Source organism: Bifidobacterium scardovii JCM 12489 = DSM 13734 (genome assembly GCF_001042635.1).
Taxonomy (GTDB): Bacteria; Actinomycetota; Actinomycetes; order Actinomycetales; family Bifidobacteriaceae; genus Bifidobacterium; species Bifidobacterium scardovii.
In genome coordinates, this window is record NZ_AP012331.1 from 1288747 (window position 1) to 1311149 (window position 22403).

Consider the following 22403-nt stretch of genomic DNA (forward strand, 5'->3'; position numbering starts at 1 on the left):
GCATGGCGCGTGCGGCGTCCGAATATTGGACGGAACGGATACAATGGCTGCTGGCAATACCGTCGCCGGCAGAGCGCCGGCGCATACACCGGTGCGCGTGCCCCGCACGCGCACGCATAGAAGGAGCATCATGGCCGAACTTACCGCCGATGAGATCCGTTCCCGCGTCGAGAAGGACTGGCAGCGCATCGTTGACCTGCTGGGCCGCAAGATCGCGCTCAGGTCGGTGTCCGCCGAGGGCATCACCGCCGGGCATATGAAGCGGTCCGCGCAGTTCGTGGCCGAGGAACTGGCCAAGGTCGGCGTCGACACGAAGGTCGTCCAGTCGCACAATCCGGACGGCACGCCCGGCGCGTGGGAGGTCATCGGATCCGGGATCGTGGATCCGGACGCGCCGACCGTGCTGCTGTACGCGCACCACGACGTGCAGCCGGTGCCCGACCCGGCCGCATGGGACACTGACCCGTTCGTCGCCACCGAGATCGACACCCGCCTGTACGGTCGTGGCGCCGCCGACGACGGCGGCGGCATCGCGATCCACTCCGGCGCGCTCGCGGCGCTCGGCGACGATCTCAAGGTGAACGTCAAGGTGTTCATCGAGGGCGAGGAGGAGATGGGCTCGCCCAGCTTCATCCCGTTCATCGAGGAGCACCGCGACGAATTCGACTCCGACGTGATCGTCGTCGCCGATTCGGGCAACTGGTCCGCCGACATCCCGTCGCTGACCACGTCGCTCAGGGGCAACACCTGCGTGGACGTGACCGTCAAGGTGCTCGAGCACCCGGTGCACTCCGGCCAGTACGGCGGCCCGATCCTCGACGCCAACACGCTCGCCGCGATGCTGATCGCCTCGATGTACGACGCCAACGGCGACCTCGCCGTGCCGGGTCTCGCCGCGCAGGAGCCGGTCGGCGGCCTGCAGCGCGATCTGGACGAGGGCTCCGTGCGCGAGGACGCCGGCATCGTCGATGGGTACCGCCTCGCCGGCACCGGTTCGATCGCCTCGCGCCTGTGGACCAAGCCGAGCGCGACCGTGATCGGATTCGACGCGCATCCGGTCGAAGGCTCGTTCAACGTGATCAGCCCCGAGACCACGTTCCGCCTGTCCCTGCGCATCGCCCCGGGCCAGCGCCCCGAGGAGGCGCAGGCCGCGCTCGTCGACTTCCTCAAGTCGCACGCGCCGTTCGGCGCCGAAGTGAGCGTCGACGCGGGCGACGGCGGCATGGGCTGGGCGATGGATCCGAACGCCGTGGCCACCAAGGACGCGCTCGAGGCGATGGAGGAGGCCTTCGGCGTCGCCCCGATCAACAAGGGCGAGGGCGGGTCCATCCCGTTCATCCCCGAGCTGCAGCGCATCTTCCCCGAGGCGCAGGTGCTGGTCACCGGGCCCGAGGACCCGAAGGCCAACGCCCACAGCCCCAACGAGTCCATCAGCCTGCCGGGCCTGAAGAACAACGTGATCACCGAGGCCCTGCTGCTGGCCAAGCTCGGCAAGTGACCCGTCGGTGACATGCACCCCGTCCGCCGGTTTTCCCGGTGCGGCGGGGTGTTGTGCTGTCCGGGCCTGGTGCGCCCGGCACCCTCGCGGCGTTGAAAGTGTCCGAGAACCATGTTGTTACCCAGACGTTTTCTACGCGGATTGGGTGTGTGGCGTAGATAGTGTCCGAGAACCGGTGTGTTACCCAGACGTTTTCTACGCGAATTGGGTGTGTGGCGTTGAAAGTGTCCGAGAATCATGTTGTTACTCAACCGTTTTCTACGCCAAATGGCTGTGTGGCGTAGATAGTGTCCGAGAACCATGGTGTTACCCAACCATTCGCTGCGCCGGGAGCTCCGCTGACCGGGAAAATGACCGCGCTCGGGAAAAAGTTCCGGGGGTGGGTTACACTCAAGGCGTTGACACGGGGGCTTCGGCCGGGCAATGGGCTCGGGCGTGGCTGAGATGAGGGTTTCCTCGACCGATTGAACGTGAATCCGGGTAATGCCGGCGCACGGACGTCGCTCTTTTCCCGTGCCTTGTTTGCCGCACCGAAATCCGGTGCGCACAGAGGAAAGGCACATATCATGTCTGCAACTGCAGCTGTCAAACATTCCAACAAGTGGCGCGTCGTCGATATCGTCGTCGCGGCCATCGTCGCGGTCGCGGCCGGCGTCATCTTCTGGGCATGGGACATCGTGTGCGCGGTGCCGATGGCGGTGCTCAAGAGCGTGACCCCGGGCCTCGACGGTCTGGTCAGCGGCATGTGGCTGTTCGCCGGCCCGCTGGCCGCGATCATCGTGCGCAAGCCCGGCGCCGCGCTGTTCGCCGAAACGGTCGCCGCCTTCATCGAGCTGCTGCTGGGCAACCCGTGGGGCATCGCCGGCTCGCTGATCGTCGGCTTCATACAGGGCGCGTTCGCCGAGCTCGGCTTCACGGTGTTCGCCTACAAGAAGTGGAACTTCGTCTCCACGCTGGTCTCCGGAACGATGACCGGCATCGGCTGCTGGCTGTACGGCTGGATCACCAGCCCGGGTTGGGGCCCGCTGCAGATCGTCGTCACCCTGGTGAGCGACGCCGTCTCCGGCGCCGTGATCGCCGGCCTGCTCATGTGGTTCCTGCATCGCGCGATCGCCTCGACCGGCGTGCTCGACCGCTTCGAATCCGGACGCAGCCAGGCGCTGGTCTGATCCGGCCCGAATCCAACGATTGACCAATCGCCCATGAAGCCGGCGGACAAGGCCGCATCGGCCCGTCCGCCGGCTTCTGCTATATCTCCCTGCTTCGCGGGGAAAGACTTGGGGACGAACACAACCATGAGTAAGACTTCTGAATCCACCTCCTCCGCGGTCGCCGTAAGCGCCAGGGATTGGGGATGGCGGCATTCCACGCGCCGCGAATTCGCGCTGCGCCATGTCGACTTCGACATCCGCCCCGGCGAGCACGTGCTGCTGCTCGGCGCGTCCGGCGCCGGCAAGAGTACGCTGATGGCCGCGCTGGCCGGCGTGCTCGGCGGCGGCGACGAAGGCGAGGAGGAAGGCGCGCTGACCCTTGACGGTGTCAAGCCGAGCGCGGCCCGCGGCCGGGCCGGCCTGGTCCTGCAGGACCCCGATTCGCAGATCATCCTCGAACGCCTGGGCGACGACGCGGCCTTCGGCTGCGAGAACCTCGACGTGCCGCGGGAGGAGACTTGGGACCGGGTGCGCGATTCCCTCGGCATCGTCGGCCTCGGCGCGCTCGATCTGGCCCGCTCCACCGGCCATCTGTCCGGCGGCCAGCGCCAGCGGCTCGCGCTCGCCGGCGTGCTGTCCATGCATCCGGGGCTGCTGCTGCTGGACGAGCCGACCTCGAACCTCGACCCGGAGGGCGTGCGCGAGGTGCACGACGCCGTCCGCCATGTGCTGGAGCAGGGGCACGAGACGATGGTTGTGGTCGAGCACCATATCGACGTGTGGCTGGACCTGATCGATCGCGTCATCGTGCTCGGCAAGCCGGACGCCGATGACGATGCCGGCGGCGTGATCGCCGACGGCACGCCTGACGAGGTGTTCGCCACCATGGGCGACGTGCTGGCCGAGGGCGGCGCGTGGGTGCCCGGCCGCGCGATCCCGATGCAGTACCGCGACCCGCAGCCGGTGCGGCCCGTGCAGGACGATGCGCGGCCCGAGCCCGCCGACGCACCCGGCGCACCCGCCGCAGCGAGTGCGGCCGACGTGCCGGCCGGTCCGATCCTGTACACGCAGGATCTGGCCTTCGGCCGCGGCACGCCGCTTGGCGAGCATGTGAACCTCGGCTTCGACGGCGGCGAGATCTATGCGATGATGGGGCCGAACGGCGCCGGAAAGTCCACGATGGCGCTGACCTTGGCCGGCCTGCTGGAACCGCTGGAGGGCCACGTGCGCGTGCGCGCCGACCTCGCTCCGGCCGGCAAAGGCGACGAGCCCCGCGCGTGGAAGAGCCGTGAGCTGCTCGGCCGCGTCGGCATGGTGTTCCAGGAGCCGGAGCACCAGTTCGTCACCTCGAGCGTGCGCGACGAGGTGGCGCTTGGCCCCAAGTCCATGGGCAAGGGCCAGGACGAGGCGTATCTCATCGCCGATCGGATGCTGGACCGGCTCGGTCTTGCCCGCTTCGCCAAGGCCAACCCCTACACGCTGTCGGGCGGCGAGAAGCGGCGGCTGTCGGTCGCCTCGATGCTTGCGGCCGCCCCCAAGGTGCTCATCATGGACGAACCGACTTTCGGGCAGGACTTCGCGACGTGGACCGAGATGGTGAAGCTCATCGCCATGGCCCGAGACGAGGGCTCCGCCGTGATCATGGTCACGCATGACGAGGCCCTGGTCGAGGCGCTCGGCGCCAAGCGGATACTGTTCCACGAGCGCGGTCTGGCCGAGTCTCCGGCCGGCGCCACAGGCGGCGCCGAAGCGCCCGCGCCCGCGGCGGAACCGTCCGGAGCCTCCGACGGCGCGCGGCAGGCTTCGCCCGAACCGGCTTCAGGCCTTACCATCGCCGCGCAGGAGGCCCAGTCCGCCGCAAGCGGCGGCACGGTCGTGGTCAGCGCGCAGACGGAACGCAACGAACCGGTCAAGGCGGCGTCGCCGTCGTGGTTCGTGGCCCGCCTCAACCCGGTGAGCCGTTTCGTCATGGCGCTGCTGCTCAGCGTGCCGCTGTTCTTCAGCCTCGACGTGGTCAGCGCCACCGTGGCGCTGGGCATCGAACTCGTGCTGCTGTGGATCGGCGGCGTGGACCCGATCACCGTCTGCCGCAAGACATGGCCCGTGTGGATCGCCGCGTGCGGCGGCCTGCTGTCCGTGCTGATGTACGGCAAGACCTCCGGGGCGACGTTGTTCCAATGGGGCGTGATCCATGTGTCCGAAGGATCGGTGTACCTCGCCATCGCCACGTTCCTGCGCGTGCTGGCCATCGCCATCCCCTCGGTGGTGCTGGCGTTCGGTCTGGACCCGACCGATCTGGCCGACGGCCTGGTGCAGGTGGCCCATCTCTCGCCGCGCTTCGTGTACGGCGGACTGGCCGGCATGCGCATGTTCACCCTGCTGCAGGACGACTGGCGGGCGCTCGGCCTGTCGCGCCGCTCGCGCGGGCTCGGCGACGACAACGCCATCAAGCGCGCGATGTCGCAGGCCTTCGGGCTGCTCGTGCTGTCGATCAGACGCGCCACCAAGCTCGCGACGGCCATGGAGGCGCGCGGCTTCGGCGGCTCGACGCCGCGATCCTCGGCGAGGGTGTCCTCGCTGCACCGCATCGACTGGGTCTCCTACGTGATCGGCATCGTCGTGCCCGTGATCGCGCTGGCCGCGGCCATCGCCACCGGCCTCTGGAGCCAGCCGATGATCACCTCCTGACCCGTCCCCGTTCCGCCCGGCCCGATCCGCCGGGCGGGGCGGAATCGTCAGCCACCACCCGTGACGGCATGCCGGCAGACGGCGTGCCAACAAACCACACCAACAAACCACACAACAACAAGGAGCAATCATGACCAATCACGTACCCGAAGCACCGGAGAACCGCAGCGGCGACTACGCCTTCCTCGGCGCCGAGCCCGGCAGCGTGGCGGACGCGCTGTACCTGTCGGCGGCCGACGACTGGCGCGCCGCGATCAACTCGCGCTTCGTCAACGAGCTGCTGGACGACACGCTGCCCGACCGCGTGCTGATCTCGTACCTCATCCAGGATTTCAAGTTCTTCAACCAGGGCATCATGGACCATGCCATCGCGCTGGCCCCCACGGAGGAGATCAAGGCGATGCTGCGCAAGCAGTCCGAGTTCTTCGCCAATGAGGAGGCGCCGTACTTCACGAACTTCCTCAAGGTGTACAGCGTCAGCGACGAGCAGTACGACGCGGCGCCGCAGACGCCGGCCAACAAGGAGTACTGCGCGTACCTCGACAAGGTGGTGAACGGCACCTGGCAGGAGCTCATCACGGCGCTGTGCTGCATGGAGTGGCTGTATCTGGCCTGGGCCAAGCGCACGATCGACGCCGGCGTCGTGCAGCAGGTGCCCGCCCACAAGGGCTGGGTCGACCTGCACGAGGGCGAGCTGTTCCGCGCGTGGACCGGCCGGCTGATCGCGCTGGTCAACGAGTACGCCAGCGTCGACGGGCCGGAGGCCGACGTGTTCCGCACCATCGTGCATCTGGAACGTCGCTTCTTCGAGGACGCCTACGATCTGGCGTGACGCCGTGCGGCGCCGCGATCCGCGGCGCCTGCGCGCCTTCCCCGCCGGCGGTCCGCGCCGTTAATAATGAAGTGGTCCACGCCCCGCCGAACGGACGATCCGGTGGAGTGTCCGTGGAACAATACACGGAGTGCATGCCCCCCGCTGGCGGGGGCTGTCGGCGTAGCCGACTGGGGGGGTGGTCGACGGACACCACAGCATCAAGCATTCGACCACCCTCCGGCGCTACGCGCCACCTCCCGCCAGCGGGAGGATCGCCCCTCAGCCAATTGCGGAATGAATCACTAGACGGCCGCTTGGTTCTGGCCGGAAGCGGGTTGGGCCGGGGCCGGCGACGACCAGCCGGCCCGCTTGCGCAGGGGCGCGAGCTCGAAGACCTCGTCGGAGGCCGCGGCGATTTCCGGGCTGTGCGTGACGATGATCACGCAGCGCCCCTGATCGTGGGCGAGGGAACGGAAGATCGACATGATGTCGTCCTGCGTGACGAGATCGAGATTGCCGGTCGGCTCGTCGGCCACGATCACGGACGGGTCGTAGCTCAGCGCGCGGGCGATCGCCACGCGCTGCTGCTCGCCTCCCGACAGGTGCAGGATGCGCTCGTTCGCGTATTCGGCCGGCAGATGGACCTCCTTAAGCAGCTGCACGGCCCGTTCCTTCTTCGGCATGCCGAAGGCCTTGCCGGAGGCGTCCATCGACAATACGATGTTCTCGGCCACGGTCAGCGACGGCAGCAGATTGAAGCTCTGGAAGATCACGCCGATGTCGTGGCTGCGGTATCCGTAGCGGTCCTGTTTGGCGAGATCCCCGCCGTTGTACATCACCCTGCCCTCGGTCGGGCCGGCCAGTCCGCAGATCAGCGACAGCATCGTGGTCTTGCCCGCTCCGGACGGGCCGGTGATCGAGTAGACCTTGCCGGGCATGAAGGAGCGGCTGATGTTCTTCAGCACCTTCTTGCCGCCCTTGGTGTACGCGTAGCTCACGTTGTCGAGTTCGAGAATGGGGGTTGATTCGGTCATGGTATTCGGTTCCTTGTTGTCTTGGGAGGTTCCCGAGCGGTTTCTGGGCGGTGCCGTCAGGAGCGGTCGGCGAGGATCTGGAGCGGCTCGTAGCGCATGACGAAGATCACGGCGACGAGCGCCGCGGCCAGCGTCAGGCCGAGCCCGATGAGCAGCAGTTGCCCGACGACCTTGAGATTGACGGTCGCGTTGACGGACGAGACGTAGCTGACGGCCCGGTTGAATCCGCCCATCATGCCGCCCGGGGCGTCGCCTCCGGGCTGGCCCTGCGCGTCGACCGAGGAGCCGGATGAGGATCCGCCGGAGGCCGAGCCGTTCGACGAGCCGCTTTCGGCCGAACCGGAGCCGGTCGAACCCGACGCCGATTCGCCGGAGGAACCGGACTCGCCGTCCTGCCCGCCGGGCGCCTGCATATCGCGGCCGAACTGCTCGTTCTGGCTGGCCTGCTGCGACTGCTGCTGCTCGACCTGCGCGGCCAGCAGCTGGTTCGACACGGGCACCGAGGCCACCGCTCCGGCCGCGGCGCCGATCGCCAGGCCGATCATCGTGACCGCCAGCAGCTCGAAGGTGAACTGCGCGGCCACCTTGGCTTTCCTGACGCCGATGGCCGTGAGCACGCCGACCTCGTACTTGCGCTCGCGCACGTTGAACAGGGTGAGCACCACGAGCACCACCGCGCCGACGCCGAGCACGATGACCAGCAGCGTCAGCGCGAACCGGGCGAGGTTGTCCAGCGGCACGAGGCTCGCCTCGTACTGCTCCACGTCGGCGGACGACACCGTGTAGTCGTCGCTCAGGCCGGCCCGCTCCACGTCGGAGACGAAGGTCTCGTAGTCGTCCTTGCTGGCGAAGACGTACGTGTAGTCGAGCTGGGCCGCGGCGGTTTCGACGGTGTTGCCGTTCGCGTCGGTGGATTCGGCGGTCGAGTCGGCGTCCAGGCCGAGCGATTGCAGCGTGGAGACGGAGGTGTAGATCGCGTTCGCCGGGTCGGAGGCGGTCGAGCCCATCGGCCTGCCCATCTGGTTGGAGGATTCGGTGGCGTTCTCGTAGATGCCGACGATGGTGAGCGTGTATGTGGTGTCCTCGTCGCTCGCGTTGGCCACGCTGATCGTATCGCCCACGGACAGCCCGTTGAAGTCGGCGAGCTCCTTGGTGATGATCACGTCGCCGTCGGCGTCGGAACCGTAGCCGAACACCTCGCCGTCGCTCATGGTGAACGATCCGTTCGCGGCGTTGGCGACGGCCTCGTCGGAGGAGAAGCCGACCAGGGAGAAGTCGCCGGTGGTCATGGTCATGCCGCCGCCCATGCCGTCGGGCCCGCCCTGGCCGCCGGCCTTCCCGGCGTCGCCGGAATCACCGGAATCACCGGAACCGGAGGAGTCGGAGGAACCGCCGGAGCCGGAGCTGCCGGAGCTGGAGGATGTCGAGTCCTCGACCGGTTGGAAGTCGTCGGTTCCGTTCAGCGATGCGGTCTGGGTGTAGTAGGTCGATTTCACCGCGTCGGAGGCCTTCGCGTAGGTCTGATAATCGGACAGGGTGAGCTGCTTGTCGCTCAGCGATGCGCGCATCGACTCGAAGTCCGGCTGGGAGCCGGATGCATCGGACGAGTCGGATGAGCCGGAGCCGTTGCGCATCTCGCTGATCGCCTTGGAGCGGTCGAAGCTGATCTGCGCGGTGATGGTCGTGTTCTCCAGCCCGCTGTCGCGCGTGCTGACCGCCGCCTGGCGGATCGACAGGCCGATGGTGGCCGCCGCCGCGATGATCGCGACGATGATGGCGATGAGGATATTGCGCCCCTTGTTGCGTATGACATTGCGCCATGCGTTGCGTATTACGAACATTGTCGTCCTTTGATTGGGTATCGGGTGGGTACGGCGGATCGAACTTGGGCGAATCCGCCTTGCTGCCATCACAGCGTGCTTCGATGGCAGGGGCCTGTAATGTCGCTGAACCGACACTGGCGGTCAAATGTGATGTTTTGGTGTGCTTTCTGGACATTGGCTGAATGAGGGGCGTCCGGCCGCCGGTGCCGGAACGGCGGCGTCAGGCATAGCGATGGCATGGGGTAGGGTATCGGGTATGCCGATTTCCGCTGAAGTACTAGCCAATCCGAAAGCCGAACGCATCCGCCGCGCGGGGGATCTGTCCAATCGCAAGAGCCGCGAACGCGCGGGGAGGTTCCTGATCGAGGGACCACAGTCCGTGCGCGAGGCGATCGCGTGGCACCCCGGCGTGGTGAGGGATCTGTACGTCCAGGTCGCTTCGGGGGCGCCCGACGCGCCGTTCGCCAATCCGACCGTCGCGCAGCTCGCCGGCAAGGCCCTGTCCGCCGGCGTGTACGTGCACAAGGCGACGCGCGATGTGATCGCGAAGATCAGCTCCGACGCGCAGGGCATCGTCGCGGTCGGCGACCTCGGCGCCATGCGCGATGCCATGCGGTACGACGGCCCGTCCGAGCGCCCGTTCGTCGCCGCGTTCTGGCAGGTGCGCGATCCGGGCAACGCCGGCACGGTGATCCGGGCGGCCGATGCGGCCGGCTGCGACGCCATCGTGTTCGTGGACGAATGCGTCGACATGTTCAACCCCAAGGTGATCCGCTCGACGGCCGGCTCGCTGTTCCACCTGCCGGTGCTCACGATGGGCACCGACGAGTTCCTCGCGTGGGCATCCGAGCACGGCGCAGGCGTGATCGCCGCCGATGTGTACGGCACCGAGGGGCGCCCGCCGCAGCCGCTGCCCGACATGCTCGCCGGCGTCGACGCGGAAGGCGGAGCCGCGGCGGATCGCGCCGGGTGCGCCGTCCTGTTCGGCAACGAGGCGCGAGGCCTGCCGGCCGCGATCCTCGAGCGCGCCGACCGGATCGTGGCGATCCCGCTCTACGGCAAGGCCGAGTCCCTGAATCTGGGCACCAGCGCGGCGGTCATGCTCATGAGCATGGCTATGTCGAGTCGCTTTGGGAGAATGTGAAGTCGGCAAAAGCTTGAAAAATGCATGTTTTCATGTGTGGTAAGAGGTTGCAAGTCAAGGAAAGGTAGCTCGTGGCAGAAGTGCTATTCGATGCCCAGGCAGTGACCGACGCGGTCACCGGCGGCATCGCGAGAATCGAGAACGCCTCCAGCTCGGAGGAACTGAAAGCCGTCAAAAGCGAGGTCATCACGGCGCTGACCCAGGCCAGCAAGGCCATCGGATCGCTGCCGGCGGACCAGAAGAAGGACGCCGGCAAGCTTATGGGCAAGCTGCGCGCCGACTTCGGCCGCGCGTTCGGCGCCAAGGAATCCGCGGTCAAGGCGCAGGAGGAGGCGAAGGCCCTCGCGGCCGAGACCGTCGACATGACCCTGCCGGTGAACCGCAAGCCGCTCGGCGCGCGCCACCCGCTGTCGCGCGTCATGGAGGACGTCGAGGACTTCTTCGTCTCGATGGGCTGGCAGATCTCGTCCGGCCCCGAAATCGAATCCGAATGGTACAACTTCGATTCCCTGAACTTCGGCCCCGACCACCCGGCCCGCCAGATGCAGGACACCTTCTACGTCAAGGGCAACCAGGCCAAGGACGCCGCCGGGTTCGTCGGCTCCAACATGGTGGTGCGCACCCAGACCTCGTCCGACCAGGTCCGCGCGCTCATCACCCGCGGCGTGCCGCTGTACATCGCCAGCCCGGGCCGCGTGTTCCGCACCGACGAGCTCGACGCGACGCACACGCCGGTGTTCCACCAGTGCGAGGCGCTCGCCGTCGACAAGCACCTGACGATGGCCGACCTCAAGGGCGTGCTCGACAAGCTCGCCGTCGCCATGTTCGGCCCCGAGGCCAAGACGCGCCTGCGCCCCAGCTACTTCCCGTTCACCGAGCCGAGCGCCGAGCTCGACCTGTGGTTCCCCGACAAGAAGGGCGGCCCGGGTTGGCTCGAGTGGGGCGGCTGCGGCATGGTCAACCCGAACGTGCTCAAGTCGGCGGGCATCGACCCGAACGTCTACACCGGATTCGCCTTCGGCGTGGGCGTCGAGCGCACCCTGCTGCTGCGCCACGACATCAACGACATGCACGACCTGGTCGAGGGCGACGTGCGATTCAGCGAACAGTTTGTGATGGGGGAGTGATAATCCATGCCCATGGTTGATATTGATTGGCTCAAGGACCACGTCGAGGTCCCCGAGGGCCTGACCTACGAGCAGCTGGCCAAGGACCTGGTCAAGGTCGGCCTCGAGGAGGAGGAGATCCACTCCTCGCAGATCACCGGCCCGATCGTCGTCGGCTACGTGGTCGACGCCACGCCCGAACCGCAGAAGAACGGCAAGACCATCAACTGGTGCCACGTCGACGTCGGCGACGAGTACAACGAGACCGACGAGAACGGCAACAAGGTGCCGCGCGGCATCATCTGCGGCGCCCCGAACATGGCCGCCGGCGAGAAGGTCGTCGTCACCCTGCCCGGCGCGGTGCTGCCCGGCGACTTCAAGATCGAGCCGCGCAAGACCTACGGCCACGTCTCCGACGGCATGTGCGCCTCCGAGCGCGAGCTGGGGCTCGGCGATAACCACGACGGCATCATCCTGCTGCGCAACTACGGCTTCACCCCGGCCGAGTACGACGCGCTCAAGCCCGGCGACGACGCGATGCACCTGCTGCACCTCGACCAGCCGCTGCTGGAGATCAACATCACGCCCGACCGCGGCTACGCGCTGTCCTACCGCGGCGTCGCCCGCGAGTACCACCATTCGACCGGCGCCCCGTACGTCGACCCGGCCGAGGAGCTCGGCGAGAAGGCCCCGGTGGTGACCGGCGGCGCCTCCGACATCGAGGTCGTGATCGACGACAGCAACCCGATCCACGGCGTGCCCGGCTGCGACCGGTACTACGCCCGCGCGATCCACGGCTTCAAGCCCGGCAGCCACACCCCCAACTGGATGCGCCGCCGCCTGATCCGCGCCGGCATGCGCTCGATCTCGCTCGCCGTCGACGTGACCAACTACGTGATGCTCGATCTGGGCCAGCCGATGCACGCCTACGATCTGGACAAGCTCGAAGGGCCGATCGTCGTGCGCCGCGCGGCGGCCGGCGAGAAGCTCACCACGCTCGACGACAAGGAGCACGAGCTGAGCGAAGAGGACCTGCTGATCACCGATTCGCCGAACGGCCAGCGCGGCTCGCGCATCCTCGGCATCGCCGGCGTGATGGGCGGCCTGTACGGCGAGGTGACCGCCGACACCAAGAACATCCTGCTGGAGGCAGCGCACTTCGACCAGGTGTCGATCGCCCGTTCCGCGCGCCGCCACAAGATCCCGTCCGAGGCGTCCCGCCGCTTCGAGCGCGGCGTCGACACGCAGCTGCAGCCCGCCGCCGCGCAGATGGCCGCCGACCTGCTGTCCAAGTACGGCGACGGTGAGCCTTCCGACAAGCCGACCGACGTGAACAATGTCGCCACCCGCCGCCCGATCCACTTCAAGGCCACCGAGGTCAAGCGCGTGGCCGGTCTCGACGTTGACGTGAACCGCATCAGCGACATCCTCACCGACATCGGCTGCCGCGTGGCCGGCGGCGGCAACGGCGAGTTCTCCGTGACCGCGCCGACGTGGCGCCCGGATCTCAACGAGGCGTGCGACCTCGTCGAGGAAGTGGCCCGACTGGTCGGCTACGACCAGATCCCGGTCACCGTGCCGCCGGCACCGGTCGAGGGCAGCGTCGGCCTGACCGACGAGCAGCGCCATCGCCGCGAGGTGGCCAGCGAACTGGCCGAATACGGCATGATCGAGGCGCTGAGCTACCCGTTCATCGGCGAGGAGGACTTCAAGGCCTTCGGCTACGACCCGGCCCGGATCGAGCCGGTGAGCGTCGAGATCGCCAACCCGCTGGCAGGCAACCGCCCGTACCTGCGCCGCTCCATCCTGCCGACCCTCGCCGGCACCGTGCAGCTCAACCTGCGCCGCGGACTGGACAACATCAGCCTGTACGAGCTCGGCCACGTCTATCTGTGGGATCCGAACGCGCCGGCCATCCCGGCCCTGCCGGGCGGTGTGCGCCCGACCGACGAGCAGCTCGCGGCGCTTGACGCCGGTCTGCCCGACCAGCCGATGCACGTCGCCGGCATCCTCACCGGGCTCGCCGAGAACAGCGGCTGGCTGGGCGGCCGCCGCGCCGTGGACTGGAGCGACGCCGTCGAGGCCGTCCGCCGCATTGCCGATCGTCTCGGCGCCAAGCTGACCCTCGACCAGCCGGCCGCCGCCGACGTGCCCGTGCAGTGGCACCCGGGCCGCGCCGCGCGCGTGATGGCCGGCGACGTGTTCGTCGGATACGTCGGCGAGCTGCACCCGCACGTCAACGAGGCGCTCGGCTTCCCCGCGCACTCCGCCGCGTTCGAGCTCGACCTGACGGCCCTGTTCGCCACGCTCGACGGCAAGCCGGTACAGGCCAAGCCGATCTCCACGTTCCCGCCCGTCAAGCAGGATCTCGCCTTCACCGTGCCCGACACGGTGAGCGCCGATCAGCTGGAGGCCGTGATCAGCCAGGCGGCCGGCGACGCGCTCGAGTCCATCGAGCTGTTCGACGTGTTCACCGGCGACCAGATCGGCGAGGGACTGAAGTCGCTCGCGTTCGCCGTGGTGTTCCGCGCGCCCGACCGCACGCTGACCGCCGAGGACAGCGAGGCGATCCGCAAGGCGATCGTCGCCAAGGCGGCCACGCTCGGCGCCCAGCTGCGCGCGTGACCGACCGCACACCATATTCCCCGGTGCCCTCCGCACCGGGGAATTATTCATTAGACGTAAGGACGGATATCCCATGACCGACTCCGGAACCGACAACGACAACCAGACGGGAGAGGGGCGGCAGCCCCGGTACGGGCAGTACCAGCAGCCCGAATACGGCGCCATGTCGAGCCAGTTCCCGTCCGGATACGACCCGTACGTCTACGGCAGGCCGGAGCCGGAGCGCGACGCGCAGGCGGGGAGCGGCGCTGCCGCCGAACAGCCGTCCGCACAGCCCATGCCTTCGGGGTCGTATCAGCCGTACCAGCCCTACAGGCCGTATCAGCAGCACCCCGGATACCCCGGATACCGGCGGCCGGGCACCGGCCAGGACGGATCCCCGAACGGGCAGGGGCGCCAGCCCCGGTACATCAACGGCATCGACGTCAACGACCCGGACAAGAACCCGATGTACGGCCGCTGGGACGCCTATTCCGTGATCGCGCTGCTGTGTGCGCTGTTCTTCGCGGTGCCCGTGATGCCTGCCCTGATGGGCGCGATGTCGATGTGGCGCACGCGCACCTTCCATATGAAGGGATTCTGGCTGGGCCTCGCCGCCGTGGTGCTCAACGTGCTGCAGACCATCCTCGTCGTGTGGCTGATGATGCACGGCATGACGGCCGAGGACTACTACCTGCAGCTGCTCAACATGATGCGGGGCTCGGGCGCCGGCACGGGCGGCGACGGCGGCTCGCTGAGCGCCTGAGCGTCTGAGCGCATCGGTGCCGGGCGCGCCCGGCGGGGCGTCGGCCGTGCCGAGCCGTGCGGTGACGGGCGCTCCGCGGCCGACACGAATTGCATAGTTATGCAATGTACTGCATAAAGTGTATAGTCGTATGCAGTTCATGGCCCAGCAAGGAAAAGAGAAGTGACATGGCCAAATACACGGTAGCCGTGGCCGGCGCGACCGGTTACGCCGGAGGCGAGGCGCTGCGCATTCTCGCGGCGCATCCCGACTTCGACGTGACCTGCGTGGCCGGCCATTCGTCGGCGGGGGACAAGCTCGGCAAGCATATGCCGCATATTCCGCAGCTCGCCGACCTGACCGTCGAGGACACCACCCCCGAAGCGCTCAACGGGCACGACGTGATCGTGCTCGCCCTGCCGCACGGCGCGTCGGGCGCGTTGGCGGCCCGGCTCGACCCGGAATCCGTGGTGGTCGACCTGGGCGCCGACCACCGTCTCGAGGAGCGGTCCGCGTGGGACGAGTACTACGGCGGCGACTTCTACGAGCATTGGACCTACGGCATGCCCGAGCTGATCACCGGCCGCCATGCCGACGGAACGTACTCGCGCCAGCGCGAGGCGCTTCCCGGCACCAAGCGTATCGCCGGCCCCGGCTGCAACGTCACGGCCACCACGCTGGCCCTGCAGCCCGGCGTGGCCGAAGGGCTGGTCGACCCGAAGGACATCGTCGTCGATCTGGTCGTCGGATACTCGGGGGCGGGCAAGAACCTCAAACGCACCAACCTGCTGGCGGCCGAGGCCTTCGGTTCGGCGGCGCCGTACTCGGTAGGCGGCACGCACCGCCACATCCCCGAAGTGCTGCAGAACTTCGCCCACGCCGCCGGCCTCGGCGCGTCGGAGGCCTCGCGCTTCACCTTGGGCTTCACGCCGGTCCTGGCGCCGATGGCGCGCGGCATCCTCGCCTCCGTCTCGGCGCGGCTGTCCGACAGGGCGCTGGCGATGAGCGACGACGAGATCCGCGCGGTGTGGACCCGCGCCTATGCCGGCGAGGACTTTATGGTGATGCTGCCGACCGGCGTGATGCCGGCCACCGCCAACGTCATCGGGTCGAACGCGGCGCACCTGCAGGTGGCCGTGGACCGCAAGGCCGGTCGTCTGCTCGCCTTCGCGGCGATCGACAACCTCAACCGCGGCACGGCCGGGCAGGCCGTGCAATCGCTGAACATCGCACTGGGACTTCCCGAGGATGCAGGACTGACCAAGATCGGAGTGGCACCATGAGCGTAACGTTTGCACAAGGATTCTCCGCGGCCGGCGTGGCCGCGGGCATCTCCTCGGTGGCCGGCAAGAAGGATCTGGCGCTGGTCGTCAACAACGGCCCGCTGGACGCGGCGGCCGGCGTATTCACCTTCAACCGCTTCTGCGCGGCGCCGGTGCAGTGGTCGCGCAAGGCCGTGGCCAACGGCCACGTCAAGGCCGTGATCCTCAACTCGGGCGGCGCCAACGCCTGCACCGGGCAGGCCGGATACGAGCAGTCGAAGGCCACCGCCGAGACGGTCGCCGCGCTGCTCGGCACCGAGCCGGGCGACATCGCCGTATGCTCCACCGGCCTGATCGGCGAGCTGCTGCCCCTGGACAACGTGCTTGCCGGGGCGAAGGCCGCGTACGGACAGCTGTCCGACACGGCCGAGGCCGGCGCGGTCGCCTCGCGCGCGATCATGACCACCGATACCAAGCCCAAGACCGTCGAGGTGCAGGGCGCCGGCTACCGCATCGGCGGCATGGTCAAGGGCTCGGGCATGATCGCGCCGCAGCTGGCCACCATGCTGTGCGTCATCACCACCGATGCCGTGGTCGGCGCCGGGCAGCTCCAGGCCGCGCTGAACGCCGGCGTGGACACGTCGTTCAACCGCATCGACGTGGACGGCTGCATGTCCACCAACGACACCGTGCTGCTGCTCGCCTCGGGTGCCTCCGGCGTGGAGCCCGATCCCGACGAGTTCAACGCGCTGGTGCATAAGGCGTGCGCCTCGCTCGCCCGCCAGATCATCGGCGACGGCGAGGGCGCGAGCCACGACATCCGCATCACCGTCACCGGCGCGACCAGCGAGGGCGCGGCCCTGGCCTGCGCCCGCGCCGTGGCCGCCTCGAATCTGCTCAAGTGCGCGATCAGCGGCAACGACCCGAACTGGGGCCGCATCGTCAGCTCGCTGGGCACCGTGCCGCTCGACGTGGCGCCCTACGATTCGGACAAGGTGACCGTCGACGTCAACGGCGTGCGCATCTGCGAGAACGGCGGTGCCGGGCGCGACCGCTCCGAGGTCGACATGACCCCGCGCGAGGTGCACATCGACATCGACCTGAACGCGGGGGACGCCGAGGCCACCGTCTGGACCGACGATCTGACCCACGAGTACGTGCACATCAACGCCGACTACGAAAGCTGACGGCCCGCGCCGCGAGCCGCCTGGCGTCGCCGGTTCCCCCTGCCGGGGAGCCGGCGACGCGATAACAAACGAAAGAAGAACATGGGTAAGGAATTGAAGGGACCCGGATTCCATTTCGACGTGCACACCGACCTGCGCGCCGACCAGAAGGCCGAAGTGCTCATCGAGGCGCTGCCGTGGCTCGAGGAGTTCGCCGGGCAGCGCATCGTCGTCAAGTACGGCGGCAACGCGATGATCGACGACCATCTCAAGCAGTGCTTCGCGGAGGACATGGTGTTCCTGCGCCAGGTCGGCCTGCACCCGGTCGTCGTGCACGGGGGAGGCCCGCAGATCTCGCAGATGCTCAAGGCGCTCGGCATCAAGTCCGAGTTCAAGGGCGGCCTGCGCGTCACCACGCCCGAAGCGATGGACGTGGTGCGCATGGTGCTCACCGGCAAGGTGTCGCGCGAGCTCGTGGGCCTGATCAACGCGCACGGCCCGTTCGCGGTCGGCCTGTCCGGCGAGGACGGCGCGCTGTTCTCCGCGATGCAGCGCAAGCCGGTCATCGACGGCAAGCCCACCGACGTCGGCCTGGTCGGCGATGTGGTCAGCGTCGACGCCTCGGCGGTCGAGGACCTCATCAACGCCGGCCGCATCCCGGTCGTCTCGTCGGTCGCCCCCAACGAGGACGACGCCACCGAGGTGCTCAACGTCAACGCCGATTCGGCCGCCGCCGCGCTGGCCGCGGCGCTCGGCGCGCGCAAGCTCGTGGTGCTCACCGACGTGGACGGCCTGTACGCCGACTGGCCCGACCGCAATTCGCTCATCGGCCGCATCGGCGTGGAGAACCTGCGCGACATGCTGCCCGATCTGGAGAGCGGCATGCGGCCTAAGATGGAGGCATGCGTGCGCGCGATCGACGGAGGCGTGCCCCAGGCGCACATCATCGACGGACGCAAGCCGCATTCCATCCTGAACGAGATTTTCACCACCGCGGGCATCGGCACGATGGTCGTTCCCGAGGATGGTGTGGAAATGAGGAGCTCATATGGCTGCTGAGCAAACAGCTGAGGAAACCCTGGGCGCCGAGGACGCCAAATGGCTGGGGGAGTATTCCCAGGTCCACATGAACGTGTTCGGCACGCCGCTGCGCGTCATGGACCACGGCGCCGGAGCGCACGTCTGGGACGTCGACGGCAACGAATACCTCGACTTCCTGGCCGGCATCGCCGTCAACTCGATCGGCTACGCGCACCCCAAGTGGGTCGCGGCCGTGGCCGAGCAGGCCGCGAAGGTGGCGCACACCAGCAACTACTTCGCCACCGAGCCGCAGATCAGGCTCGCCGCCAAGCTCGTCGAGCTCGCCGGTGCCCCCGCCGGATCGCATGTGTACTTCGGCAATTCCGGCGCCGAAGGCAACGAGGCGGCGATCAAGCTCGCCAAGCTGTACGGCCGCACGCTGCCCGGCGCGCTGCCGGCCATCGGAGGCAAGCCGGCCCGCATCATCGCGCTCACCCACGGATTCCACGGCCGCACGCTCGGCGCGCTGTCGGCCACGTGGAAGCCCGTGATCCGCAAGCCGTTCGAGCCGCTGGTGCCCAACATCGAGTTCGTGGAAGCCGGCGACCCCGTGGCGCTTTACGAGGCCTTCGCCCAGACCGGCAAGGGCCGGTACGGCAAGGGGCCGGTGGCCGCGGTCATCATGGAACTGATCCAGGGCGAGGCCGGTGTGCGCCCGCTCGGCGCGGACTACGTGAAAAAGGCCCGCCAGATGTGCGACAGGAACAACGCGCTGCTCATCATCGACGAGGTGCAGACCGGCATGGGCCGCACCGGCTCCTGGTTCGCGTTCCAGCGCGAGGACCTGTCCGGCGGTATCACCCCCGACATCGTCACCTTCGCCAAGGGCGTGGCCGGCGGCTTCCCGATGGGCGGCATGATCGCCTTCGGCAAGGAGCTGTCCGACCTGTTCACCCCGGGCTCCCACGGGTCGACCTTCGCGGGCAACCCGCTGGGCACCGCAGCGGCGCTCGCCACCATCGGCGTGATCGAGGACGAGCATCTGGTCGCCAACGCCGAGGAGCGCGGCGCGCAGTTGCGTGCCGGCATCATGGCCGCCGGCAACCCGCTGTTCGAATACGCGCGCGGCCGCGGCCTGCTCGACGCCGTCCAGCTCACCCGCCCGTGCGCGCACGCCGCGATGAACTGGGCCCTGGAGCATGGCCTGATCGTCAACGCCGTGGCGCCGGACGCCCTGCGTCTCGCGCCGCCGCTGATCGTCAGCGCCAAGGACGTCGACGACGCCATCGCCATCCTCGCCCAGATCCCCGCCGACCTGCCCAACGACTGATCCGCATGCCTGCCCGGCTCCCCTTCCTTTGGGGAGCCGTCCGCGACGGCGGAGCGGGGGAGGCCCCGCAACCCATCCGTACCAAATCCAAAAGGAGCCACCAATGACCGGTCAACTTCGCCATATGCTGCGCGACGACGATGTGAACCACGAGGAGCAGAAGCAGATCCTCGAACTCGGCATGAAGTTCCGCGCCAACCGTTTCTACCGCCAGCCCTTCGCCGGCCCGCAGGGCGTGGCCGTGCTCTTCGACAAGCCGAGCACCCGCACCCGCTCCAGCTTCTCGATCGGCGTCGCCGAGCTCGGCGGATACCCGCTGGTCATCGACAAGTCCGGCTCCCAGCTCGGGCGCGGCGAACCCGTGGCCGACACCGCCCGCGTGCTCACCCGCATGGCCTACGGCATCGTTTGGCGCACCTTCGGCCAGGACCGCGTCGAGGAGATGGCCCGGTACGCCACCTGCCCGGTGGTCAACGCGCTGACCGACGAGTTCCATCCCTGCCAGATCCTCGCCGACTTCCTGACCATCGCGCAGTTCCGCGGCGGCGTGGACGCGCTGACCGGCAAGACCATCGCCTACCTGGGCGACGCCGCCAACAACATGGCCAACTCCTACCTGCTTGGCGGCGCGGTCGCCGGCATGCACGTGCGCGTGGCCGGCCCCTACGGCTACCTGCCCGACGCGGCGATCGTGGCCGACGCCGAGCGCATCGCCGCCGAGAACGGCGGCTCGATCCTCGTCACCACCGATCCGAAGGAGGCCGTGGCCGGCGCCGACTGCGTGTTCACTGACACCTGGGTGTCGATGGGCGAGGAGGCCGAGTACGCGGTGCGCTCCAAGCCGTTCTGGGATTATCAGGTCAACGACGAGCTCATGGCGCTCGCCAAGCCGGACGCGCTGTTCCAGCACTGCCTGCCGGCGTACCGCGGCAAGGAGGTCACCGCGTCGGTGATCGACGGCCCGCAGTCCGTGGTGTGGGACGAGGCCGAGAACCGTCTGCACGCGCAGAAGGCGCTGCTCACCTGGCTGATCGGCCAGCAGCGAGGCGACGAAAGCCTGCTGGCGTAGCTGGTGCCCATGAGCGACTCCACCCCGTCACTGCAGCGGCCCGCGACGCGCGCCGCGCGTCTGAGCGTCATCGAGAAGATCCTGCTCAGCCACGTCATCACGTCGCAGTCGCAGCTTTCCGGCATTCTCTCCGACGAGGGCATCGACGTGACCCAGGCGACGCTCAGCCGCGATCTCGACGAGATCAACGCGATGAAGACCCGGCTCGCCGACGGCACGATCGCCTATACGGTAGGCGAGCCGCCAAGCCAGGACGCCGGCGAAGCGGGGGTCGGCGCCAAGGCCGAGCTGCAGATGTCCCGCGTGCTCTCCGGGCTGGTCACCTCGGTGGCCTCTGCCAAGAACCTCGTCGTCGTGCACACGCCGTCCGGCGCGGCGCAGTACGTGGCGAGCGTGGTCGACAAGCAGCCGATCGCCGGGGTATTGGGCACCATCGCCGGCGACGACACCGTGATGGTGATCTGCTCGGACGACGGGGTTGCCGCCGACCGGGCGCAGTGGCTGCTCGGCATCGCGTCCAAGAGCTGAACGCGCGCCACACCGACTGCATACTTATACATACCATTGCATATACTTGCATCAGATCGACTTTGAAGAAAGGTAATCATGACCGATAACAAGCGTATCGTCCTCGCCTATTCCGGCGGCCTGGACACCTCCGTCGCCATCTCGTACCTCAAGGAGCGCACGGGCAAGGACGTCGTCGCCGTGTCCCTCGACGTCGGCCAGGGCGGCGAAAGCCTCGAGACCATCAAGGAGCGCGCCCTCGCCTGCGGCGCCGTCGAATCCTACGTGGTCGACGCCCGCGACGAGTTCGCCAACGAATACTGCATGAAGGCCCTGAAGGCCAATGCCATGTACGAGGGCGTGTACCCGCTGGTCTCCGCCATCTCGCGACCGCTGATCTCCAAGCATCTGGTGCGCGCCGCCCACCAGTTCGGCGCCGACACCATCTCGCACGGCTGCACCGGCAAGGGCAACGACCAGGTGCGCTTCGAGGTATCCATCGCCTCGATCGACCCGACCCTGAAGGCCATCAGCCCGATCCGCGACCTGTCGCTGACCCGCGACGTGGAGATCGCCTTCGCCAAGGAGCACAAGCTCCCGATCACGCAGACCGAGAAGAGTCCGTACTCCATCGACCAGAACGTGTGGGGCCGCGCCATCGAGACCGGCTTCCTCGAGGATCCGTGGAACGGTCCGACCAAGGACTGCTACTCCTACACCGACGACCCGGCATTCCCGCCCGTCGAGGACGAGGTCGTCATCGAGTTCAAGCAGGGTGTCCCGGTCAAGATCGACGGCCGCGACGTCACCCCGCTGCAGGCCATCGAGGAGATGAACCGCCGCGCCGGCGCCCAGGGCATCGGCCGCATCGACCTGATCGAGGATCGTCTGGTCGGCATCAAGTCGCGCGAGCTGTACGAGGCCCCGGGCGCGGTGGCCCTGATCGCCGCCCATCAGGAGCTCGAGAACTGCTGTCTGGAGCGCGAGCAGCACCGCATCAAGCGCGACATCGACAAGCGCTGGGCCGAGCTCGTCTACGACGCGCAGTGGTTCTCCCCGGCCGTCCGTTCGCTCAACGCCTTCATCGAGGAGACCCAGCAGTACGTCTCCGGCGAGATCCGCATGACCCTGCACGGCGGCCGCGCCGTGGTCACCGGCCGCCGCTCCGACAGCTCGCTGTACGACTACAAGCTGGCGACCTACGATTCGGGCGACACCTTCGACCAGAAGTCCTCCAACGGCTTCATCGACATCTACGGCCTGCCGTCCCGCGTGGCCGCGGCCCGCGACGTCAAGTTCGGCAACGGCATCGAGGTCCCGACCAACACCGTCGAGTAGTTCGTATCGAGCTTTCGCTCCTAGGCTCCCTCCGTGGCGAGGGGGCCTTCTGTTTTTTGAGCTTTTTCTTTGGGATGAAGACGTCGGAAGATGGAATAATTGAT

The 22403-nt window shown here is 68.0% G+C and carries 17 protein-coding genes; 15 read left to right on the plus strand and 2 right to left on the minus strand.

Going from position 1 to position 22403, the window contains the following annotated elements:
• Nucleotides 1–130: 130 nt before the first annotated feature.
• The 4 genes from BBSC_RS05280 (at nt 131) to BBSC_RS05295 (ending at nt 6169) form a co-directional block, all read left to right on the plus strand.
• Nucleotides 131–1498, plus strand: a complete 1368-nt coding sequence (locus BBSC_RS05280) for a dipeptidase (protein WP_033518682.1) — start codon at nt 131–133, stop codon at nt 1496–1498.
• Between the two features lie 566 nt (nt 1499–2064).
• Entirely contained in the window at nt 2065–2667 is a 603-nt protein-coding gene (locus tag BBSC_RS05285; protein ID WP_033518680.1) for an ECF transporter S component, read from the plus strand.
• A gap of 126 nt (nt 2668–2793) precedes the next feature.
• Nucleotides 2794–5337: an ATP-binding cassette domain-containing protein gene (locus BBSC_RS05290; RefSeq protein ID WP_046726205.1), complete on the plus strand. Its 2544-nt coding sequence runs from the start codon at nt 2794–2796 to the stop codon at nt 5335–5337.
• A 130-nt stretch (nt 5338–5467) separates the two neighbouring features.
• Complete coding sequence (locus BBSC_RS05295; RefSeq protein ID WP_033518678.1) at nt 5468–6169, plus strand: TenA family protein; 702 nt, start codon at nt 5468–5470, stop codon at nt 6167–6169.
• Nucleotides 6170–6453: 284 nt separating this feature from the next.
• Here BBSC_RS05295 and BBSC_RS05300 read toward each other — a convergent pair whose 3' ends face one another.
• Together BBSC_RS05300 and BBSC_RS05305 are read right to left on the minus strand one after the other, a co-directional pair.
• The gene (locus BBSC_RS05300) at nt 6454–7185 is read right to left on the minus strand and encodes an ABC transporter ATP-binding protein (protein WP_046726204.1); all 732 of its coding nucleotides are present in this window, start codon (nt 7183–7185) and stop codon (nt 6454–6456) included.
• Between the two features lie 56 nt (nt 7186–7241).
• Nucleotides 7242–9026, minus strand: a complete 1785-nt coding sequence (locus BBSC_RS05305; protein WP_033518677.1) for an FtsX-like permease family protein — start codon at nt 9024–9026, stop codon at nt 7242–7244.
• Between the two features lie 238 nt (nt 9027–9264).
• Here BBSC_RS05305 and BBSC_RS05310 point away from each other — a divergent pair, with 238 nt between their 5' ends.
• From BBSC_RS05310 to BBSC_RS05360, 11 genes are all read left to right on the plus strand, one after another.
• Nucleotides 9265–10152, plus strand: a complete 888-nt coding sequence (locus BBSC_RS05310; protein WP_033518675.1) for a TrmH family RNA methyltransferase — start codon at nt 9265–9267, stop codon at nt 10150–10152.
• A gap of 80 nt (nt 10153–10232) precedes the next feature.
• A complete protein-coding gene (pheS, locus tag BBSC_RS05315) occupies nt 10233–11279 on the plus strand; it encodes a phenylalanine--tRNA ligase subunit alpha (RefSeq protein ID WP_033518674.1) in 1047 nt (348 codons plus the stop codon).
• A 6-nt stretch (nt 11280–11285) separates the two neighbouring features.
• A complete protein-coding gene (gene pheT / locus BBSC_RS05320) occupies nt 11286–13883 on the plus strand; it encodes a phenylalanine--tRNA ligase subunit beta (RefSeq protein WP_033518673.1) in 2598 nt (865 codons plus the stop codon).
• Nucleotides 13884–13956: 73 nt separating this feature from the next.
• The gene (locus tag BBSC_RS05325; protein WP_033518671.1) at nt 13957–14628 is read left to right on the plus strand and encodes a hypothetical protein; all 672 of its coding nucleotides are present in this window, start codon (nt 13957–13959) and stop codon (nt 14626–14628) included.
• Nucleotides 14629–14795: 167 nt separating this feature from the next.
• Complete coding sequence (gene argC, locus BBSC_RS05330) at nt 14796–15890, plus strand: N-acetyl-gamma-glutamyl-phosphate reductase (protein WP_033518669.1); 1095 nt, start codon at nt 14796–14798, stop codon at nt 15888–15890.
• Complete coding sequence (gene argJ / locus BBSC_RS05335) at nt 15887–17056, plus strand: bifunctional glutamate N-acetyltransferase/amino-acid acetyltransferase ArgJ (protein WP_033518667.1); 1170 nt, start codon at nt 15887–15889, stop codon at nt 17054–17056. Before argC ends, argJ begins: the two co-directional genes overlap by 4 nt.
• A gap of 81 nt (nt 17057–17137) precedes the next feature.
• The gene (gene argB / locus BBSC_RS05340) at nt 17138–18094 is read left to right on the plus strand and encodes an acetylglutamate kinase (protein WP_033518666.1); all 957 of its coding nucleotides are present in this window, start codon (nt 17138–17140) and stop codon (nt 18092–18094) included.
• Nucleotides 18084–19385 carry an acetylornithine transaminase gene (locus tag BBSC_RS05345; RefSeq protein WP_033518665.1) on the plus strand — a complete coding sequence of 434 codons (1302 nt, stop codon included), beginning with the start codon at nt 18084–18086 and terminating at the stop codon, nt 19383–19385. Before argB ends, BBSC_RS05345 begins: the two co-directional genes overlap by 11 nt.
• 103 nt (nt 19386–19488) lie before the next feature.
• Entirely contained in the window at nt 19489–20454 is a 966-nt protein-coding gene (gene argF, locus BBSC_RS05350) for an ornithine carbamoyltransferase (RefSeq protein WP_033518664.1), read from the plus strand.
• A gap of 9 nt (nt 20455–20463) precedes the next feature.
• Entirely contained in the window at nt 20464–20982 is a 519-nt protein-coding gene (locus tag BBSC_RS05355) for an arginine repressor (protein ID WP_033518663.1), read from the plus strand.
• Nucleotides 20983–21060: 78 nt separating this feature from the next.
• Nucleotides 21061–22299 carry an argininosuccinate synthase gene (locus tag BBSC_RS05360; protein WP_033518661.1) on the plus strand — a complete coding sequence of 413 codons (1239 nt, stop codon included), beginning with the start codon at nt 21061–21063 and terminating at the stop codon, nt 22297–22299.
• The last annotated feature ends 104 nt before the right edge of the window (nt 22300–22403 follow it).

Excerpts from the sequence above, each read along its gene's own strand:
- BBSC_RS05280 (WP_033518682.1), top strand. The coding sequence starts at position 131 with ATGGCCGAACTTACCGCCGATGAGATCCGTTCCCGCGTCGAGAAGGAC.
- BBSC_RS05285 (WP_033518680.1), top strand. The coding sequence starts at position 2,065 with ATGTCTGCAACTGCAGCTGTCAAACATTCCAACAAGTGGCGCGTCGTC.
- BBSC_RS05290 (WP_046726205.1), top strand. The coding sequence starts at position 2,794 with ATGAGTAAGACTTCTGAATCCACCTCCTCCGCGGTCGCCGTAAGCGCC.
- BBSC_RS05295 (WP_033518678.1), top strand. The coding sequence starts at position 5,468 with ATGACCAATCACGTACCCGAAGCACCGGAGAACCGCAGCGGCGACTAC.
- BBSC_RS05300 (WP_046726204.1), bottom strand. The coding sequence starts at position 7,185 with ATGACCGAATCAACCCCCATTCTCGAACTCGACAACGTGAGCTACGCG.
- BBSC_RS05305 (WP_033518677.1), bottom strand. The coding sequence starts at position 9,026 with ATGTTCGTAATACGCAACGCATGGCGCAATGTCATACGCAACAAGGGG.
- BBSC_RS05310 (WP_033518675.1), top strand. The coding sequence starts at position 9,265 with ATGCCGATTTCCGCTGAAGTACTAGCCAATCCGAAAGCCGAACGCATC.
- pheT (WP_033518673.1), top strand. The coding sequence starts at position 11,286 with ATGCCCATGGTTGATATTGATTGGCTCAAGGACCACGTCGAGGTCCCC.
- BBSC_RS05325 (WP_033518671.1), top strand. The coding sequence starts at position 13,957 with ATGACCGACTCCGGAACCGACAACGACAACCAGACGGGAGAGGGGCGG.
- argC (WP_033518669.1), top strand. The coding sequence starts at position 14,796 with ATGGCCAAATACACGGTAGCCGTGGCCGGCGCGACCGGTTACGCCGGA.
- argJ (WP_033518667.1), top strand. The coding sequence starts at position 15,887 with ATGAGCGTAACGTTTGCACAAGGATTCTCCGCGGCCGGCGTGGCCGCG.
- argB (WP_033518666.1), top strand. The coding sequence starts at position 17,138 with ATGGGTAAGGAATTGAAGGGACCCGGATTCCATTTCGACGTGCACACC.
- BBSC_RS05345 (WP_033518665.1), top strand. The coding sequence starts at position 18,084 with ATGGCTGCTGAGCAAACAGCTGAGGAAACCCTGGGCGCCGAGGACGCC.
- argF (WP_033518664.1), top strand. The coding sequence starts at position 19,489 with ATGACCGGTCAACTTCGCCATATGCTGCGCGACGACGATGTGAACCAC.
- BBSC_RS05355 (WP_033518663.1), top strand. The coding sequence starts at position 20,464 with ATGAGCGACTCCACCCCGTCACTGCAGCGGCCCGCGACGCGCGCCGCG.
- BBSC_RS05360 (WP_033518661.1), top strand. The coding sequence starts at position 21,061 with ATGACCGATAACAAGCGTATCGTCCTCGCCTATTCCGGCGGCCTGGAC.